Annotated in this window: 11 protein-coding genes; 7 read left to right on the top strand and 4 right to left on the bottom strand. The window is 54.4% G+C overall.

Going from position 1 to position 20653, the window contains the following annotated elements:
* The first annotated feature begins 68 nt into the window (after window positions 1-68).
* The 3 genes from A3OW_RS0104475 to A3OW_RS0104465 all read left to right on the top strand — a co-directional run bounded on the left by A3OW_RS0104475 (window position 69) and on the right by A3OW_RS0104465 (window position 6401).
* A complete protein-coding gene (locus tag A3OW_RS0104475; protein ID WP_020562228.1) occupies window positions 69-1061 on the top strand; it encodes an endonuclease/exonuclease/phosphatase family protein in 993 nt (330 codons plus the stop codon).
* 411 nt (window positions 1062-1472) lie between these two features.
* Entirely contained in the window at window positions 1473-2702 is a 1230-nt protein-coding gene (locus A3OW_RS0104470; protein ID WP_026223328.1) for an exonuclease SbcCD subunit D C-terminal domain-containing protein, read from the top strand.
* Window positions 2703-2717: 15 nt separating this feature from the next.
* On the top strand, window positions 2718-6401 hold the full coding sequence (locus A3OW_RS0104465) for an AAA family ATPase (protein WP_020562226.1): 3684 nt from the start codon (window positions 2718-2720) through the stop codon (window positions 6399-6401).
* Here the strand turns inward: A3OW_RS0104465 and fae are convergent.
* Window positions 6398-6916 (bottom strand): formaldehyde-activating enzyme, encoded by a 519-nt coding sequence (gene fae, locus A3OW_RS0104460; protein ID WP_020562225.1) that lies wholly within the window; start codon window positions 6914-6916, stop codon window positions 6398-6400. The two genes, A3OW_RS0104465 and fae, sit on opposite strands and share 4 nt — an antisense overlap.
* 124 nt (window positions 6917-7040) lie before the next feature.
* On the opposite strand from fae, the gene A3OW_RS0104455 reads away from it, so the two are divergent.
* The 4 genes from A3OW_RS0104455 (at window position 7041) to A3OW_RS26245 (ending at window position 14544) form a co-directional block, all read left to right on the top strand.
* Window positions 7041-7772, top strand: a complete 732-nt coding sequence (locus A3OW_RS0104455) for an SOS response-associated peptidase (protein WP_232422330.1) — start codon at window positions 7041-7043, stop codon at window positions 7770-7772.
* A gap of 134 nt (window positions 7773-7906) precedes the next feature.
* On the top strand, window positions 7907-8122 hold the full coding sequence (locus tag A3OW_RS0104450) for a hypothetical protein (RefSeq protein ID WP_020562223.1): 216 nt from the start codon (window positions 7907-7909) through the stop codon (window positions 8120-8122).
* Window positions 8123-8679: 557 nt separating this feature from the next.
* The gene (locus A3OW_RS0104445; RefSeq protein WP_020562222.1) at window positions 8680-9804 is read left to right on the top strand and encodes an aminotransferase class V-fold PLP-dependent enzyme; all 1125 of its coding nucleotides are present in this window, start codon (window positions 8680-8682) and stop codon (window positions 9802-9804) included.
* Between the two features lie 534 nt (window positions 9805-10338).
* The gene (locus A3OW_RS26245) at window positions 10339-14544 is read left to right on the top strand and encodes an EAL domain-containing protein (protein ID WP_020562221.1); all 4206 of its coding nucleotides are present in this window, start codon (window positions 10339-10341) and stop codon (window positions 14542-14544) included.
* A 14-nt stretch (window positions 14545-14558) separates the two neighbouring features.
* Here the strand turns inward: A3OW_RS26245 and recJ are convergent, their stop codons facing one another.
* From recJ to A3OW_RS0104425, 3 genes are all read right to left on the bottom strand, one after another.
* Window positions 14559-16304, bottom strand: coding sequence for a single-stranded-DNA-specific exonuclease RecJ (gene recJ / locus A3OW_RS0104435; RefSeq protein ID WP_020562220.1), 1746 nt, complete (start codon window positions 16302-16304; stop codon window positions 14559-14561).
* A gap of 180 nt (window positions 16305-16484) precedes the next feature.
* A complete protein-coding gene (locus A3OW_RS0104430; RefSeq protein ID WP_020562219.1) occupies window positions 16485-18401 on the bottom strand; it encodes a DmsC/YnfH family molybdoenzyme membrane anchor subunit in 1917 nt (638 codons plus the stop codon).
* 14 nt (window positions 18402-18415) lie between these two features.
* Complete coding sequence (locus A3OW_RS0104425; protein WP_020562218.1) at window positions 18416-20608, bottom strand: molybdopterin oxidoreductase family protein; 2193 nt, start codon at window positions 20606-20608, stop codon at window positions 18416-18418.
* Window positions 20609-20653 lie beyond the last annotated feature (45 nt).

The following is a 20653-nucleotide window of genomic DNA, read 5'->3' as shown; positions in this document are numbered from 1 at the left end:
CAGGAGCAATGCCTGCCATCGGATGAGGTTTTTTTGGAACTCCGGAAAATCTGAAGAGGTAACGAGCCATGTCACACAAGATCCGTATCGCCACGTTCAATCTGGAAAATCTGGACGACAAGCCGGGGCTAAAGCCGTCGCTCGACGAGCGCATCGCCCTGATGCAGCCGCAATTGCTGAGGCTGAATGCCGACATTCTCTGTCTGCAGGAAGTCAACGGACAGGAGAGGGAAGGGCATCCTCGCCTTCTTTCGGCTCTGGAAAAACTCCTGGCCAACACGTCCTACGCCGAATACCACCATGTTTCCACGCTGACTAAAGACAGCCTGCAAGTTTACGATGAGCGCAATCTGGTTATCCTGAGCCGCTTCGAAATCGCCGAGCATCATCAATATCTGCACGATTTCGCCGCCGCCCCGCGCTATCAAAAAGTAACCGCCCATCCGAAAGAAACCGAAGCCAGGCCCGTCACCTGGGAACGGCCGATCCTGCACGCGAGAATTCCTATCGACGATGCACGGGTTCTGGACGTCGTCAATGTCCACCTGAAGTCGCGCTTGCCGTCGGACGTGGTCGGCCAGAAATCGGATGCGTTCACCTGGAAAACACCTTCGGGTTGGGCCGAAGGCTTCTTTCTTTCTTCAATCAAGCGGGTCGGGCAGGCGCTGGAGACGCGGATGCTGATCGACAAGCTGTTCGATGAAAATGAAAATGCTCTGATCGCGGTGTGCGGCGATTTCAACGCCGATCTGGATGAGGTTCCGGTGGAGGCCATTCGGGGCGACGTGGAAAATAACGGCAACGATCGGCTGACCGGGCGCGTTCTGGTGCCTTGCGAGCGCACCATTCCCGAACCGGCCCGATTCTCCCTGATTCATCACGGGCGAGGCGAAATGATCGATCATTTGCTGGTCTCCCGGTCTCTTCTGAGACATTATCTGGGATCGGAGATTCACAACGAATTGCTGCACGACGAATCGGTCGCTTTCGGAACCGACGTGAAATTTCCGGAGTCGGATCATGCGCCGGTCATTGCGGAGTTTGAGTTTTCCGACGTTTAAATAAAAACGAAAAACAGGACCGATCTGCGAGATTTTAACGGCCTCGCACACCTTTTCAATACGGCGTTCAACGAGACGCGGTATTTTCTGCCATTCATGCGCATCCTGTGGACTGACTGCCGGCGAAGCCAGGTTATCAAGGTTGCGACGCCGTCGTTTCTTACGTTACAGGCGTTTTGACAACGAAACGCTGTTTCTCGGACCGGACATTGGTTTACAATTTCGACTCCGCATCGGGAGCGGCGCCCAGACGCCGCTCACAGCCCGGAATAACGGACACCCGTCGAATCGATAACAAATAGAAAGACCTTCGTTTGAACCCAAGATGAACCGAGAATTATTTTTACAACATTGGGCGGCAAAGGCCGGTAAACGGTCCCCCGCGTCTTTCGGCGGCGCGGCGTGGCCGGCATGAAAATTCTTCACACCTCCGACTGGCATATCGGACGCACCCTCTACGGTCGCAAGCGTTACGAGGAATTCGAAGCCTTTCTCGATTGGCTGGCAGCAACGATCGGGCAGGAACGGGTCGACGTTCTCCTGATTGCGGGCGATGTGTTCGATACCACGGCGCCCAGTCATCGCGCGCAGCAACTGTACTATCGTTTTCTCTGCCGGGTCGCCGGCTCCTGCTGCCGTCACGTTGTGGTGATCGCCGGCAATCACGATTCGCCGTCGTTTCTGAATGCTCCCAGGGAACTGCTCAAAGCCCTGGACGTGCACGTGATCGGCGCCGTCTCGGACCGGCGGGAAGATGAGGTTCTGGTTCTCGTCCGGGCCGACGGTACTCCGGAACTCATCGTCTGCGCCGTTCCGTATCTTCGGGACCGCGACATTCGCATTGTCGAAGCCGGCGAGAGCATCGAGGACAAAGAGCGGAAGCTCGTCGAAGGCATCCGGCGGCATTATTCCGAGACCGCCGATCTGGCGGAGCGGAAACGCCGCGAGCTGAACAGCGACGTTCCGATTATCGGCATGGGCCATCTTTTTACCGCCGGCGGGCAAACGGTCGACGGCGACGGCGTCCGGGAGCTGTATGTCGGTTCCCTGGCCCATGTTTCCGCCGGAATTTTTCCAAGCAATCTGAATTATCTGGCGTTGGGCCATCTTCATGTGGCGCAGACAGTGAACGGAATGGAATGGATGCGTTACAGCGGCTCTCCATTGGCGATGGGCTTCGGCGAGGCGACCCAGGAAAAAAGCGTATGCTTAATCGAAATGGCCGGGTCCGTAGCCGAAGTCAAGTTGATCCGGGTGCCGGTCTTTCAGAAGCTGGAACGCATCGCCGGCAACTGGGCAACACTCGCCGCCCGAATTCTCGAGCTTTCGGCAATGCGGTCCGATGCCTGGCTCGAAGTGGTCTACGAAGGCGACGAAGTGATCGGCGATTTGCGCGAGCGCCTGGAAACGGCCGCAGCCGGTTCGGGACTGGAAATCCTGCGGATTAAAAACAACCGGCTCTTTGACCGCCTTTTGAGCCGGAGCCATCCGGAGGAAACCCTGGACGATCTCGACGAGAACGACGTATTCGCCCGATGCCTCGCGGTTCACGAAGTTCCCGAAGAGCAGCGGGCGGTCTTGACGCTCGCCTACCAGGAGACTCTCGCCTCGCTTCATAACGACGATTTGCGTGCGGAATAGAACAGGGCACCGCCGATGCGCATACTCCAGATCCGCTTCAAGAATTTAAACTCGCTGGCCGGCGAATGGACGATCGATCTGACTCATCCCGCTTTCGCGGCCGACGGCCTTTTCGCCATCACCGGTCCGACCGGCGCCGGCAAAACCACACTGCTCGATGCCGTCTGTCTCGCGCTGTACGGACGCACGCCGCGCCTGAGCAAAGTCAACAAAGGCTGGAACGAAATCATGTCGCGCCAGACCGGCGAATGTTTCGCAGAAGTGACCTTTGAAACCCAAGCCGGCCGCTACCGCTGCCACTGGAGCCAGCGCCGCGCGCACAAAAAGCCGGATGGTGAACTGCAATCTCCCCGGCATGAAATCGCCCACGCCGATTCCGGGCAGATCGTCGAAACCAAGGCGCGTGGCGTCGCCGAGCAGATTGAAGCCGCAACCGGCATGGATTTCGACCGCTTTACCCGCTCCATGCTGCTGGCACAGGGCGGTTTTGCGGCGTTCCTTCAGGCTTCGGCCGACGAAAGGGCACCGATTCTGGAACAGATCACCGGCACCCATATTTACAGCCGGATCTCGATGCGCGTTCACGAACGCAGGTCCTGGGAACGCAAAAAGCTGGAGTCGCTGCTGTCCGAACTGGCCGGCATGCAGTTGTTGAGTCCGGAAGAAGAGGAGCAACTGAACGCCGCTTTGACCCGAAAAATTCAACAGGACACGGAATGGGCCGCGCAAGTTGCAGAAAAAAACCGGGCCGTCGGATGGCTCGAAGGCATGTCCAGGCTGGAGCAGGAATTGAAAAGTATCGCGCTGCAGAAAGAAGACTGGCAGAAACGTCAGGAAGCATTTGCCCCGGAACGCGAAAAACTCGAACAAGGGCTGAAGGCTATGGAACTGGCCGGCGTCCATGCCGCGCTTGAATCCGTCCGGCGCGAACAGGAAACGGACCGGCAAAACCATCGGCAATGCCTCGAACAATTGCCGCAACGCGAGACCGAGGTCCAAACGGCCGAGACCGCCGTACATCAGGCTGTCGAGGAGCTCGAAGCGAAGAAAAGCGGGCAGAAAAAGACCTTGCCGATCCTGCGCAAAACGCGCGAACTGGACTTGCAGATACGGGAAAAAGAGAAGCTCATCCAGAAAGTAGCAGCCGAAATCGCCGACCTGGAAAAATCGCTGGCATCGATCGATTCCGAACACCGGCAAAATGGGGCGCATCTTCGCAATCAAACCCAAGCGCTGGACGATCTACTCAAAGCCATCGGCGAAACCGGGGGCGACGAACGTCTGGTGGAACACCTGGCCGGCATTCGGGAAAGAGGCGAAGCCCTGAAGAAACACGACGGTCTGCACAGCGCCAAAGTGGCGGAACTCAAAGCCGCCGAGCGGCAGCAGGCCGAATCCCTGCGTCTTTGGCAAGAGCGGATGGAATACCTGGAAAACAGGCAACGCGAACTTCAAATCCGCCAGGACGCCTTGAACCAAAAGCGCAACGAATTGAACAGCCTGCTCGAAGGCAGGGAACTGGCGGACTGGCGGCAGAGCCGGTCAAGCCTCGGCGAAAGAAAATCGAGGCTCGATCAGGCCGTCGAAACGAGTCATTCCCTGTCGGAGACGAAAAATGCGCTGGCCGGGCTCGAAAAGCGGACGGACGATCTTCTCGCCGAGCAAACGGCCCTTGCCGAGCGGATCGAAAGCCAATTCGCCCGATGCGCTTCGCTGGAGCGGGAGACGGGCCTTCTCGAAACCCAGTTTATACTGCTGAAAAAAATCCAGGGCTTCGAGGAAGCGCGCCATCAGCTTCGGGACGGGGAGCCTTGTCCTTTGTGCGGGGCTCTGGAACATCCTTTCGCAGAGGGAAATCTGCCGTTGGCCGACGAAACGGCAAAGACATTGCGGCAGGCGAGGGCGGACGTCAAATCGGCCAACGACCAATTGAACGATTCGAAGATTGCGCTGGCCGAAGCGAACAAGGATCTCGCACAAATCACCCGAAGCCGCGAGGAGTATGGAGGGAAGGGCGCCGCCCTGGCGGCGGAGCTCGATCGGTTGTATTCGGAACTGTCCCTGGACGGTAACGGCCGGGATTTGAGCGAACGGCTCCGGCAGCTTCAGGACGAGACGGTGACAAAACTGGCGCAGGAGGCAGGGATTGTACAGGCCGCCGAGGCCCTGGAAAAGGAAATGGCCGGTCTGCGCGAGTCGCTGGACGGCATCAAGGAAACGGCCGCAGAGGCATCGCGCGAAACACAGGCCGCCGTTCATAACAAAGACGCGTCCGTTCAATTGTTGGAACGCCTGACCAGGGAAGCGCAGGATATCGAGTCCGAAAAACTGCGATTGTTGAGCGGCCTGACCCAGGAGATTGCCGGCTATGGCGTCGAATTCGGAGCGATCGATCCCGTTCTGGCCGAGTTGACCACCCGGCGCGAAGGCTGGCTGCAAAGACAACAGGCAAGATCGGATCTGGAACGGGCGATCGCCGAACTGGAGCTTCGGACGCGTCATCAGGCGGAACAAATCCAGGCCTGCGGGAATGACCTTGAAAAACAGCGGGCCATTGAAAAAAACCTGCTCGGCGAACAGGAAACCCTGACCGGCACGCGCCGGGAATTATTCGGCGATCTGGATCCGGACGAAGAAGAAGCGCGCCTTGCCGAAAGGATTGAAACTGCCGAAAAGGCTCTCGATACGCTCCGAGAGTCGTGGCATCGATCGAGCCGGGAACTGAACAACCTGAACGCCCGAATGGAAGGACTGGTCCGGTCGATGGCCGCCAGAGCCGGGCAATTGCAGAACGACGAAGCGGTTTTTCAGTCGCGCCTCCAAGGGCTGGGCTTTGCCGATGAACAAGGTTTCTCGGCCGCGAATCTGCAGGAGCACGAACGCAAAGCGTTGCAGCAGCAGGCCGAGGCGCTGGATAAGGAACAAACGGGGTTAATCACTCGGGAGCGCGATAAAGCAGTCCAACTGGAACAGGAAAAGCGGAAGGAAATTACGCAGCAAGGCCTTGGCGAGCTTGCCGAAGAGCTGTCCGCACGGGTTGCCGAACAGAAGGCTCTTCAGCAGGAAATCGGCGGCCTTCGCCAGAAACTCAAGGACAACGAGGAGTTGAAGCAAAAGCACCGGGAGCGCGCCGAGGCCGTCGAGGCGCAAAAACGGGAATGTTCCCGGTGGGATTTATTGCACGAGTTGATCGGCTCGGCCGACGGCAAGAAATACCGTAACTTCGCGCAAGGATTGACCTTCGACCTCATGGTCGGACACGCCAACCGGCAATTGCGGAAAATGACCGACCGTTATCTGTTGATCCGGGATGCGGCTCAGCCTCTGGAACTCAACGTCGTCGACAATTATCAGGCAGGCGAGATTCGCTCGACCAAAAATCTGTCCGGCGGAGAAAGTTTCATCGTCAGTCTGGCGCTGGCGCTGGGGCTTTCGCAAATGGCCAGCAAAAACGTCCGGGTCGATTCCCTGTTTCTGGACGAAGGCTTCGGCACGCTCGATGAAGAAGCCCTGGAGACGGCGCTGGAAACGCTGGCCGGCCTGCGGCAGGACGGCAAGCTGATCGGCATCATTTCGCACGTGCCGGCACTGAAAGAAAGAATCGGCACGCAGATTCAGGTCATTCCCGCGACGGGGGGTCGAAGCATGCTGTGCGGGCCGGGTTGCCGCAAGGGCAGCGGGCCGGATCCTGCGCCTTAATCGTGCGCGGCCAGAGGATGATGCGATACGTCTTCCTGGGCGATGACTTCTTCGGGCGTCGGCTTGCCTTCGACCGCCCGGCGGATCGCCAACTTGGTGGCTTCGTAATTCCAGTCCTGAATTTTATCGTTATCCCTGGCCTCCCAGTGAATATAAACCCCGACGCAAATGAATACGTCGTTCGCTTCCGCAATCGGTATGACCCCTTCCTTGACGCTGTCGGCCACGGCCTTGGCCACGCCGCGCTCGGCCGGCCCAAACATTTGCTTGACCTGCTCCGCGTTTTTGATTTCGACTTTATTGAACAGGACGGTGTTGGGTTTGGCCATCAGATTGGGAGCCACCAGCGCCAGCAAGGCGTTGTCGCCTTTTTTCTGGTTGGTCAGGGTAATACAAAAGGCGATTTCCGCGGCGCTGCCGCGAGGTCCCATCAATAGATCAATGTGAGCCATTTCCTTGCCTTCTCCGACCAGGGCTTCGCCGACCATGACTTTATCGATGACTGATGTTTTCATTTCGACTTCTCCGTTACAATGCAAAAAACAATCAAAATTAGGACATGAGAATCATTTCATAATTCCATTTCTGAAAAGCCGGAATTCCTAAGAATAAGTAAATGTCCAATTTTTTAAAACCGGTGTGACAACTGAATTCTTCGGCTTGGTAGCCGGGCTATTTTCTTATCGACAGGTCAATCCCATGTGCGGACGCTTCGCTTTATTCAGCCTCCCTTCGACGCTGGCCCGGCGTTTCGGGACCGATACGATACCGGGAATGGAGGCACGCTATAACATTGCGCCTTCTCAAAGCATTTTCATCATTCGGACCGAAGGCGACCGGCGCCGCTTCGCGACGGCCCACTGGGGCCTCATTCCGTTCTGGGCCAAGGACGCCAGGATCGGCTATAGCATGATCAACGCCCGGGCCGAGACGGTGGCCGAAAAGCCGGCGTTTCGCACCTCGTTCAAACAGCGCCGCTGCCTGATTCCGGCGGACGGCTTTTACGAGTGGCAGGCGCTTCCGGGCGCCAAAACCAAGCAGCCGTGGTTCATCTCGCTCAGGAATCGGGAGCCCATGGCCTTCGCCGGCCTGTGGGAGCGCTGGAACAGTCCGGAGGGCAGGGCAGTGGAATCCTGCTCGATCATCGTCACCGCCGCGAACAACCTCATGCAGCCGATCCACGAGCGCATGCCTGTGATTCTGGCGCCGGACGACTGGAATATCTGGCTGGCGCCGCACCTTAGCAATGCCGACCGTCTGCTGGATCTACTGCAACCCTATCCCGACGAAGAAATGACGGCCTGGCCAGTGAGCACGAAGGTCAACAGTCCGAAGAACGATTCGGAAGAATGCATTGAAGCGTCGGCTTAAGTTTAGCGGCTTGCATTTGAAAGCGGCCGGACTCGCATTTATCGCCGATTTCGGCTTGAATTAATTGCAACTGAAAATTCCGTTCGACTCAGATTAAATGCAAATGAGCTTGCATTCATTGCCCGATCATCGCCTTGGACAATCTGATCTATTTCAGTTACCAGCAACCGGGCCTGACCCAGGACATCAGTCCGGACGGCAAGAAATTCTTCGGCGGTTGGAGACCTCAAGACTCTTACAAGATGGATGTGCTGTGGGTTAATAAAGACGATGTGTCATTACTGAAAAATTTCGATCCTATCGGTCCGCCGCCAAACCTGATGGCCAAAACCAAGACAAAAGCCGACTAGGCTAAACTGTTTCAGCATTGCGCTGTCTTTCAAAGCTTATTCTGACTTTCATTTGCAATTAAAGCGAGTTCACGGAAACGGATTGCGAGTCAATGTGATTGCAGATAATCTGAGCCCGGCTATTATTTCATTTGCAGTTATTTTGAGCCCAAAACTGAGTTAAATGCGAGTCGGGCCGATTCCAGCCATTACAATTATTACTAATCCGATACTTCGCATAATGTATATTATGTTAAAAACTGTTTAATTCGAGCCTATAAAAATCGATTTTGGCAGAAAATAAAGCCAACGCCATTCACTTTGATGTTTTTTTCTATTCTTGATCGATAGACTGTACGCCCGCTTTCCTTTTAATGACTGATCCTTCCGGGCTTGTTACGCGGCCGCTGGCCGCTTGGGTGGTGCGCGAGTTCTGTATTGTTCGTTTATCTCGTCAGTTCATTGTGATGAACTCACGGCTGTTTTATTGATAATTCTTTTAAAAAATGAATATCAACTGAGCTTCGTCTGTCATAATGAGATCGTCATTTCTTTATAATCCATTTTCTCTTGTTGTCATGAAACATCCGGAATTTCCGCTGGCCGATGAACTGATCTATCTAAACCATGCCGCTGTGGGCGTCTGGCCAAAAAGAACCTGTGCGGCGGTGAAGCTGTTTGCCGAAGAAAACATGCAATACGGCGCTTTTAATTACCCGTCCTGGCTGAACAAGGAAACGGAATTGCGCAGGCAGCTTCAAAGTCTGATCAATGCGCCCTCTCCTGATGACGTCGCTCTGGTCAAAAACACCTCCGAAGCGTTGTCTTTTGTCGCGTACGGTCTGACTTGGCGGTCGGGAGACAACATTGTTTCCAGTAATGAAGAATTTCCGTCCAACCGTCTTCCCTGGGAAACCCTGGCCGATCAAGGCGTGGAATTCCGTCAAGCCGATTTAAGCGCAGCCGGCTCACCGGAAGAGGCGTTGTTTGCCCTGGTGGACCGCCGTACCCGCTTGTTGACGATCAGCTCGATCCAGTTCGCCTCGGGCCTTCGGCTGGACCTGAACAAAATCGGGGCTTTTTGCAGGCACCGCGGCATTTTATTTTGTGTCGATGCGATTCAAAGCCTGGGCGCCGTTCAATTTGACGTTCAGGCCTGCCAAGCCGATTTTGTCATGGCGGACGGTCACAAATGGATGCTGGGGCCGGAAGGATTGGGCGTCTTTTATTCGACGCCGGAAGCCAGGGCTCGATTGAAGCTCAGCCAGTTCGGCTGGCACATGATGAAAGATACCCATAACTATGAAAACAAGCCCTGGGAAATCCATCCTACGGCCCGCCGCTTCGAATGCGGTAGCCCTAACATGCTGGGCATTCATGCCTTATCCGCAAGCCTTTCCTTATTGTTGGAAACAGGCATGGCCGCCGTCGAATCCTTATTGCTTGAAAAAACCGGCTATTTAATGGAGTCAATCCTGAACGACGCCCAGTTTATCTTACTGGGACCCGCCAATACACAGCTAAAATCGGGGATTGTCGTCTTCCAGCACCGCACGATAGGCAACTCGGAAGTATTTCGGCATCTGCAGCAGCGAGGCGTGGTTTGTGCTTTGCGTGGCGCCGGAATACGTCTTTCTCCGCATTTTTACACAACGCGGAACGATCTTGAGACTACCTTGGCCCTATTGGCCGAATTGAAATAATGAAAACCGAGCGCCGCAAGATGTCCGATGTTGATTTAAACCGTTTGACAACAAGCTCATTGTTGGGCATTTTATATTATTTTATATCCTACTGTTTACATCATCTATAATAATAAAAAAGACATCCATAAAAAATTCTTTGCAGAAAAACAATAACTTCCGCATAAAGAGCCGCAGTCTTAATTATAAGCTCCCTTAAAGGCAGCTATGACCCCTGATGACTTCTTTACCACCATTCAAGAGGTACCAGACTGTTCAATGCGATAAAACACGAAAATAACCCAAGCTTGGGATTTTATGAAAAAAGTCAGTCCGCAACCCTGCCCGGCTATCGGAATCCGGCTCTATTTGAACCCCATGAGAACTATCAAACGCATTCTTGATAGGATACAAGCCGGCTTTACATCGCTCCCTCAAAACGGGAGCCAACCAATGGATTGGTTATGAATCGCTTGCCGTTCAGACCCATTGCCACTCAATATCCGGTTGAAGGCGGTTTATTACCGCCTTCCAGGTCATAAATCCCGTCAATCGATGAAAGCTATCTCTCGCCGTTCATACAATCTGAAAATCTGGCTGCCGCTCAGTAGCTTCCTGCTTTTTGGCGGCTTATGGATCGGCATTGTCTGGATTGACTACCACAATGCGCTCAAACTGGCGCATGAGCAATCCGAGCGTAGGATCCGGGACACGATGAAACGGCTGCAAATGTCTTTGGAGGATGATTTAATCAAGAACGATTTCTCTGGCGTGGATCGTGAAATCAGCTACATCGATTTAACGGCTGAAACCCTCGTGATCGCGTTGATTGACGATCAGGATCTGATCCTGTCGTCAAACCAAGGGCAATGGCGGCATAAACATGCGTCGTCGCTTCCCTATTTCAATAAGGAGCAATACAAGCGATGTCGTGAATCGTTCCGCATCGATTTGCAATACCATCCGGATACCCGCCTCCATATAGCCTATGTTCCCGTGCAATTTCCCGGCTCCGGACAGACCCTGAGGCCGGCCGGAACCGGAGGCGTGTATTATGTTCACGATCATTCTTCCATAGAAAGAGCCATCTGGCGGCAAATCGTCAGCAACAGCGCTCTCGTCTGGTCGTTGATTCTGTTCGCCCTGGGCCTGTTCTATCTGATTCAGAATTATCTGGTCACTCAGCCTTTGAAGCAGTTGCTTGCGTTCATCCATCGAATTGGCGAGAACCATCCCTCTGCCGTCAATCCTTTAACAGGCTCCGGAGAACTGATGCAGTTGGGCCAGACTCTGGAACGGATGCATCAATCGTTGCAACAGACCCTGAAAACACAGAAGCGCCAGGAACAAAAACTGGTGGTGACTTTGCAAAGCATCGGTAACGGCGTGATCGCTACCGATAACCATGGCATCATTATCCGGATCAATCCGGCCGCCGAACAGTTGACCGGCCGGCAAAGCCGGGAATGCATCGGGCAGCCCATAGAGACAGTGTTCGACGTCATTCATGCCGAAACGCATCAATCGGTTCCGTCCCCTGTCCGGCAGGTGCTCGAAACCCGTCAAACGATTCGGCAAGCGAACCATACCCTGCTGCTTTCCAAAACGGGCGGCCATTTTCACATCGAAAGTAATGCGGCTCCCATTGTCGATGAAAGCGGCCAATTTCATGGAGTCGTACTGACTTTTACCGACGTTACCGCTACCTGCCGGCTGCGCGATCAACTTCGCCGCGAGAAACAATATCTTCATCACATTCTCGACAACAGCGCCATAGCGATTTATACGCTCGCGCCGGCACCGAAGACCGAAACCGGCTTCAAATTCAATTTCGGCTCGGCCAGAATTACGGAACTGACCGGTTTTAGCCTTAACGACTGGCAAACCATGGACAACTTATGGCTTTCCAGAATTCATCCGGACGATCTGGCCAAGGTCAAGCTGGCAAATCGGCAAGTACTTGTCAAAGGCAAGGTCATACAACACTATCGTTTTTTGCATGCCGACGGCAATTATCGCTGGATTGAAGATCATTTATCGGTTTTAACCGATTCGGAGGGGAAAGTAACCGAACTGATGGGCGTCTGGATCGACATGACCGACGCCAGGATAGCCGAGCAAAAAAATCAGATGATGGGCGTAATGCTCGACCAGTCCATTAATGAAATCCATATCATCGACAGCCGGACCCTGCATTTCATCCACGTCAATCAGGGCTGCGTCGACAACCTGGGATACCGTCTGGAGGAACTCGTTAATAGGTCAATACTGGAGATTTATCCCGAATATTGTTCCGACTCCTATGCGCGTTTAATCCGGCCGCTATTAAGCGGCGACCAGTCCCGTCTGCATTTCGAAACGATTCACCGGCGCAAGGACGGATCCTGTTATCCGGTGGAAGTATGGCTGCAATTGTACCGTAATACGCCGGATTCTCTGGTCGCCATTGCGCTCGACGTCACGCAGCGTAAAAATCATGAAGAAAAGATCAAACGCCTGAATAATTTTTACGCCACTCTCAGCAAAATAAACCAAGCCATCGTGCAAATCAACAATGAAGCCGATTTGTTCGAAACGGTCTGCAAGATCTCCGCTCAGATCAATCACGTGAAGATGGCGTGGATAGGCCTGCCGGATGCCGGCGGTCATCTTCTGTACGCTGTCGCCGCGGCCGGAGAAAGACTCGACTGCCTGCATCAACAAAGGATTCCCCTTCAGGCGGATACGCCTCAGGATTTATGCCCGACAAGCCGGGCATTTATTGAAAGCCGGATCATCGTCGTGAACGACTTCCGGAACGACGCCGAAACGCCGGCCGGGCTGTCCATGATCGAAAAAAGTCAGGGCTGGGAATCGTGCTGCGCGATACCGATCACTCTTAACCGGCAGCCTTACGCCGTGCTGAGCGTTTATTCGAATCAGCAAAATTTTTTCGATCTGGAAGTGCTCGATCTACTGGCCGAACTCGGCCTGGATCTGTCTTTTGCGTTAAATATGTACGCGCAGGACGCAGCCCGGAGATCCGCAGAAAAAAAGCTGGAATTGTCGGCCAGAGTCTTTCACCAAAGTCAGGAAGCGATCGTCATTATCGACAGTGATAAAAAGATTGTTTCCGTGAATCAGGGATTTACACGAATTACCGGCTACGAGGAACGGGAAGTGCTGGGTAAAAAACCGCGGATTTTTTCTTCGGGTCTGCATAACAAGAATTTCAATCGCTCCATGTGGAAATCCTTGACGGAAACCGGCTTCTGGCAGGGCGAGATGGTGGACCGGAAAAAAGAAGGCAGTCTTTATACGGCCTGGCTGACAATCACTTTGGTCCGGAATGAAGATGGCCGATTCGTCAATTTCATCGGAATATTTTCCGATATAACCCAGTACAAAACAGCCAAACAACAGATCGAACGTCTGGCTCATTACGACGTTTTGACCGGCTTGCCCAACCGACTGCTGTTCAAGGCACGGATCGATCATGAAATCGTCATTGCCGAGCGTCATAAAAAAACCTTCGCGCTGTTGTTCATCGATCTGGATCATTTCAAGAACATCAACGATGCCTTGGGACATTCCGTTGGCGATCAGGTGCTGATCGAAGTCGGTAAACGATTGATCAGCGCGGTGCGCGATGAAGATACCGTTGCCCGAGTGGGAGGCGACGAGTTCAACGTTCAACTGATGGACTGTGACTGGCAGGGCGCCGCCAAAACCGCCAATCACATTATTGCCCTCATGGCCGAACCCATTCAATACGAACATTATCAATTGTATATTAAGCCGTCGATCGGCATCAGCCTCTATCCCGAAAACGGGGACAGTTATGAAACACTGACGCGGAATGCCGATACTGCACTGTATCAAGCCAAAATCCAGGGCAGAAATCAATACCGGTTTTTCACCAAAGCAATGCAAAATCAGATGCAAAGACGCATGGAAATCGAGCATCAACTGAGACATGCATTGGAACGGAATGAATTGGCGCTTTATTTTCAACCTCAAATCGATACTCAAACGCGTCAGATCAACGGCGCCGAAGCCTTGCTGCGCTGGCAGCATCCCGAGTGGGGCATGGTTTCGCCTTCGGAATTCATACCGGTGGCCGAAGAGTGCGGCTTGATCCTGAGCATTGGCGATTGGGTGCTGGAACAATCGATAGCCCATGCCAGCCAATGGCATCTGGACGGTTTCCCTTTGACCGTTGCAGTCAATCTATCCCTGGCTCAATTTCGAGCCGACACCTTATACGAAAAAATAAAAACCACACTGGCCCGTTATCAACTGGCTCCGCGCTTTCTGGAACTGGAACTGACCGAAAGCGTGGCCATGCAGAACGTTGAGATGGCGATAGAAATCACTCGGCAACTAACCGAACTGGGCATCGAGATCTCGATCGACGATTTCGGCACGGGCTATTCCTCTCTGAATTACCTGCAGCGCTTTTCGCTGCACAAACTCAAGATCGATCAGTCCTTTACCAAAGAAATGCTGCATAACAAGGAAAGCGAAAACATCGTCGATGCTATCATCAGTCTGGCGAAAAGCCTGAATTTGAAAACGATCGCCGAAGGGGTGGAAAACGAGCAGCAACTTTCTCTGTTCAAGCAAAAACAATGCGATGAAATTCAAGGCTACTATTTCAGTCCGCCGCTGCCGGCCGATGAATTTAATCGTCTGATCAAGCAAGAGTTTATGGCTAAAATCCCCATTCGCCGCTTGCAGCCGGTCAGTTTACAAAAAAAATCGGAAAAAAATTCAGGATGAACGATCGAGCCCGGTCAGGCGATTTTTTCGAGATACTGTACAATAAACTGAATGCTGCGCTGGCCTCTGAACTCGTTAATGTCCAGTTTATACGCCGCGAGGCACGATCTTATTCCGAGCCATTGTTCCGGGTGATCGATGAAAAAGGCAATGGCGTCGATCAAGAGGCTCCCTGCCGGTATTCTAAGCACCAGTTTCAGATGACGTTGGCCGACAACGGTCGATTGCACCACCTCGAAAACGCCGTGAAACACCGGTTCCGGAAAGCCCTGCCCCCACGTGGCCGACTGCTGTAATAGTTCGGCAAAAGCCACGGTCATATCCTGTTCGGACAATTCGCCGTCGGATAGGACTTTCTGTTCCAGATCGACTTCGTGCAGACGCTTTCTGACCATTTCGTCGAAAGCCAGGGCAAAGGGCGGGTAATCGTGCATGCAGAGAGTCAACCCGGCCGCCATCGCGTGGCCGCCGAATTTGCTCAGGAGTTTCGGATGGGCCGCGGCGATGTCGCTGAGTACGTCGCGGATGTGCACGCCTGGAATCGAACGGGCCGAACCCTTGATCAGATCCTTGCCGGCCGGAGCAAAGGCGATCACCGGCCGATGCAGGCGGTCCTTGATGCGCGAAGCCAGGATCCCGATCACGCCCTGATGCCAGTTGGCGTCGTACAGGCACACGCCGGCCGCCAGATGGTTTTCGTCGAGCACCCGCATTTCGTTCAATAACTGCATCGCCTCGTGTTTCATCTGGCCTTCGATCTCCTTGCGGCCGCTGTTGAGATCGTCCAGTTGCAGCGCCAGCTCCTTCGCCAGGGTCGGATCGTCGGTTAGAAGGCATTGAATGCCCAGCGACATGTCGTCGAGACGTCCCGCCGCATTGATCCTGGGGCCCAAGGCAAAACCCAGGTCGGCAGCCAGCAGAGTTTCCGCCCGGCGCCCCGCGACTTCGATCAGGGCGTTGATGCCCGGATGGCCCCGGCCCATGCGGATTCTAAGCAATCCCTGATGCACCAGAATCCGGTTGACCGCGTCCAGTTCCACGACGTCGGCCACCGTGCCCAAGGCGACGTAATCCAGAAGCTGGGCCAGATTGGGCTCCTGCAATCCACGTTGTGCAAACCATTTCTTGTCGCGCAGGCGGCTTCTCAGCGCCATCAGGATATAAAAAATCACCCCGACCCCGGCCAGGACCTTGCTCGGAAAGCGGTCTTCGGGCAGATTCGGATTGACGATGGCGTCGGCTGCGGGCAGTTCCGGGCCCGGCAAATGATGATCGGTCACCAGTACGGTCATCCCGGCTTCTTTCGCGGCTTTGACGCCGTCGAGGCTGGAGATGCCGTTGTCGACGGTAATCAGCACGTCGGGCTGCTGTTGTTTGACCAGCTCGACGATTTCAGGCGTCAGGCCATAGCCGTATTCAAACCGGTTGGGCACGACGAACGACACCCCCCCTGCCCCCATCATTTGCAGCCCTTTCATCGCCACGGCGCAACTGGTGGCGCCGTCGGCGTCGAAATCGGCGATCACGGTAATCTTCTGCCGTTGTTCCAGCGCCGTGATCAGATGGGCGACCATTTCTTCCATGCCCGAAAGTAGCCAGGGCGACGGTAATTTCGCCAGGGTTCGCTCCAGTTCCTCTTGGGAACGGATGCCTCGCGACCGTAAAATGCGCGCCAACATCGGGTGCATCTCGCCGAATTCAGCGCGTTTGTTGATCATGGGACGAATTTCGATGACTTTCTTGACGCCGTGATAATACATAGATGGTTTAAAGAAAAACCGGCGGCTGCCGGTCTTTTACGGATGGGAATTGGCGGACATTATAACGTGAATAAGCGCCTACCATGCACGTCCGGCATTTAATAAATTCGCTCCATCAAAAAATAAAAAGGCCCGAGTTACAACTCACTCGGGCCGATGCGAATCAGAAGAGCAAATAATTTATTTGCCGAATATCCCTTTCACATGCGCGATCATGTCCTGAATTGAATTTTCCCTGATCGTCTCCAGCAGTTCCCCTAATTTGAACGGGTGATGATGCTCGTAAGCGACGCCGTGCTGGGGCATTTCGGCCAGACCGGTTTCCCTGGCGTGCTCGATGAAACCGCTGTTTTTCCAGAAGAACGCGCCGGGCATGGTGGTGGGAATCACCAGCACGAAGAACAGCGAACGGCCGAAAGCGCTGCCGGTCAGCATCGACAGCAATAACGCCAGACCTGCGATTAAACCGAGATAATCCGAAAAGCCGTGGAGAGCCAGGAAGAGAGTCAACATCAGACTGACGCCCAGCAGGACGTTTCGGAAAATATACGATTTCCCGTATTGGGTCACCTGGCGATAGTAAGACGCCGCGCCTTCGTGATTGCTGTGCCGCATGTCATGGGCATGCGCCAGATGGCCGATGCCTTCCAGCGCCAGTCCCGTCATCATGATGAGGATCAGCGTGTGCAGCACTGTTCGGGTGCTTTCAACGGCCAGCGGCTGCGTTACGACGCACATCGCGGCAATGATCAACGCTCCCAAACCGAGCATGGAACCTAGGAATGCCGATCCGGTTTGCCAGTGGTTCCAGAAGGGCCGGGCCGGAATCCGGTACAGTTTGTACATATAGAACAGGCCGACCGCGCCGCCGGCTACGCCGATCAAAGCAAAAGCATTCGCCAGAAACCGGGCGAAAGCATGATCGAACAAGGCAAAAAAGACATGGCCCAGCAAGCCGGTGTAAAACAGCGAAACGCCGGCGATTTCACGGCTCACCGGCGACCATCTGAGGTTATTGAATCCCCGGTAAAAACGATGCGGTTTGCCAAGATGCATGTTCAATTTGAACAGCCCAGTCGTTGCGATCATAACCAAAGCGATCAGCAAGGGCCATTTCAGATACGGTTCCTGCAATGCCGCCAGCAAAGGCAAGCCGAGCCAGGAAGCCGCGACCGTCATGATAAAAGCCCCGACCGTCGCCTGGGTGCATAAGGTAAAAATAACATGCGCGCTTTCATGGCTGGTCAGCAGTTTTTTCAAGTTCCAATGTTTTTCCCATCGGTGCTTGTCATCGACGGCCGTCCTGAACAGGCCTTTCTCTTCCTCGTCGTCGCGCAGGTATTTCAGCGGCATCGCGTCGGTGCGGGTGATTTCCTTCGGCATCGGGCGGTTTTGCTGAAAACGGATATTGGGATGGGTAATTTCGGTGGACGGGAACCCCGGAATTGCGGTTTTAGCCTGCACCCGGTTTTGCGGAATGTTTTCAATCACGCCGAAATCTAGCGCATTGCCCAGGCAGGCGGCAACGCAGGCCGGTTTCAGATTGACTTCAAGCCGGTCCACGCACATATTGCATTTGGACACCTCGCCCTTGACCGGGTCCAGTTGCGGCGCGTTATAAGGGCAAACCCAGGTGCAATAGCCGCAGCCGAAGCAGATGTCGGGATCCTGCAGCACCGCGCCGTATTCGGCGAACTTGGTGTAGGCGCGGGTCGGACAGCCTTTCAAGCAAACCGGATCGTCGCAATGATTGCACGCCATCGAAATATTCAGGCGCTTGTAAGCGGGATAAGAGCCGCCTTCGACAAAGCCCACCGAACGGTAAGCCAGATGCACAGGCAGATCGTTTTTTTCGCTGCAAGCCGATTCACATGCATGGCAGCCGATGCAGTTGTCGGCGTTGAAATAGAATCCGTGTTGTTTATAGCGGTTGGGATTTTCTCCGATAACGGGAATGTTGTTGATATTCAGGCTGCGGTTTCTCAGTTCGCTGGCTTTATGGGTCAGTTCTATGTTCTGGCCATAGCGATTCTGTTTTTGCGCCGCCTTGTCGTTCAAAAAAGCATATTTGGGTTCGTCAGCCCGCACTTCAGCCATGAGGTTCTCCGGTATTAATAATTGCGCGACGCCTTGTTCATTCGGGCCGCGACGTCTTGATCGACCGTTTCAATCCTGACCGCCTGCTGCTTGAACGCGGGCTGCCGTGAATGAGGATCGAGCAAGCCCAGGGTGAGCCGGTTGACGCAATCAAAAAAATGAAACGGAATAAACACCATGTTTTTTGGCACGCGCTGGGTCAGCATCACCATCACCACCGCATCGCCCCGGCGCGAGACCGCGCGCGCATAGGTTTGATGTCGTATGCCCAGCTCCTCGGCCGCTTCGGGATTCATTTCCATGAACGGGATCGGGCTGAATTTGTTGTTGTTGCCGATCTTCCCGGTCTTGGTCCGGGTATGCCAGTGTTCCACGAGGCGACCCGAATTCAGCCAGAACGGATACTCCTCGTCCGGCACTTCGTTGTCGTTGATGAACGGCAGCGGAATCAATTTGGCCCGGCCGTCCTTGTAACGAAAGGAACGGGGCTCTGTGTACAGCCTCTGGGCGCCTTTTTCACCCCGCTTGGCTTGATCCTCGGTATAAGGCCACTGAATGCCTCTTTTTTGTTCGATCAGATCGTGGCTCATGCCGGAAATGTCGCACAGGCGGCCTTTGGAAAGTTGTTTCATCTCCTCGAACACTTCACTGGGGCGCTCCGGAAATTCAATTTTTTGTCCTTGCTCGAAGCGTTTGGCCAGCAGATTGAATATTTCAAGATCGGATTTCGAGTCGGCGTATGGCGCCTTGACTTGGCGCGTAATATTGACCCGGCGTTCGGTGTTGGTGAACACGCCTTCCTTTTCCGCCCAGGTCGCCGCGGGCAAAAAGATGTGGGCGTACTGGTTGGATTCCGCGTCGGCGTAACAGTCCTGCACTACCAGGCACTCCAGCTTTTCGAGGGTCTTCCGAATGCGGTCGGTATTCGGCATCGAGGTCATCGGATTGGTCGCGACCAGCCACAAACCCTTGATGTCACCGGCTTCAATCGCAGGAAAAATGTCGGTTTCGGTGAGGCCGCGCTGCTTCGGGAAAAACTCCGGATCGACGCCCCAGAATTTTGCAATTTCCTCACGCTCTTCAGGCTTTTCAAGCACCCGATAGCCTGGAAGGCCCGAGCAGGAAGACCATTCCCGGGTGCCCATCGCATTGCATTGGCCGGTGATCGACAGGCTGGTGCCGCCCGGCTTGCCGATGTTGCCGGTCACCAGATTCAGGTTGTTGATGCCGACGACGCCGTCCGAGCCGTGCGTGCTTTGGTTGATGCCCATCGTCCAGATGCTCATCGCCCGATCGGCTTTGGCGTAATATCGAGCGACCGTGCGGATGGTCTCGGCGTCAATGCCGCAAAGTTTGGACGCCGTTTCCGGATCGTAGTTTTGGACTTCCGCGGCCAGTTCCTCGAAGCCGGTCGTATTCTCGTCGATATAATCCCGGTCCTCCAAGCCTTCGGCGAGAATCACGTGAATTAAAGCATTCTGCAACACGACGTCGGTGCCCGGCGTGATCGCGAGGTGAATGTCGGCAAACTGCGCCAGCATGGTGACTCTCGGATCGACCACGATCAGAGGAAACTTGCGCTTTTCCAGTGCTTCCTTCAGTCGCCAGTAAATGATCGGATGCTGCTCGGGCAGATTGGAACCCCAGGCGATCAGACAGTCGGTATGCTCAAAGTCCTCGTAGCATCCCGGCGGACCGTCCGAACCGAACGAACGTTTATAGCCAGATACTGCCGAGGCCATGCACAAGGTCGTATTGCCGTCGTAATTGTTGCTGCCGATAACGCCGCGGGCCAGTTTGCCCAGCGTGTAGAATTCCTCGGTCAACAGTTGGCCGGTGGAAACGATCGCAAACGAATCGCGGCCGTAACTGCGTTGAATCCTTTTGATCTCGGACGCCATTTTATCCAGGGCCTGGTCCCAATTAACCGACCGATAGGGTTCGTGGATGCCGTTGCGCATCATCGGCTTTTCGCCCCGTCCCGGTGCCTCGAACACCTGATATTCGAAAATCCCTTTCAGGCACAGCTTGCCGCGATTGACGTCCGCGCCTCCGACGCCGCGAGTACTCACCGGCTTGCCGGCGGCATTGCTGCCGATTTCGATCGAGCAACCGGTCGAGCAGTAGCCGCAGGTCGAATAGGTCCATTTCACCACGCCTTTGTCGGCCATTTTGACCGGATTTTTAACATTTCGTCCGAATAGCATAAATCGTCAACTTTGATGAGTGATCGTATGTTTCCGTAAGGTGTG

This window comes from Methylosarcina fibrata AML-C10 (assembly GCF_000372865.1).
Classification (GTDB): Bacteria; Pseudomonadota; Gammaproteobacteria; order Methylococcales; family Methylomonadaceae; genus Methylosarcina; species Methylosarcina fibrata.
This window is presented reverse-complemented; position numbering and strand designations above follow the sequence as displayed.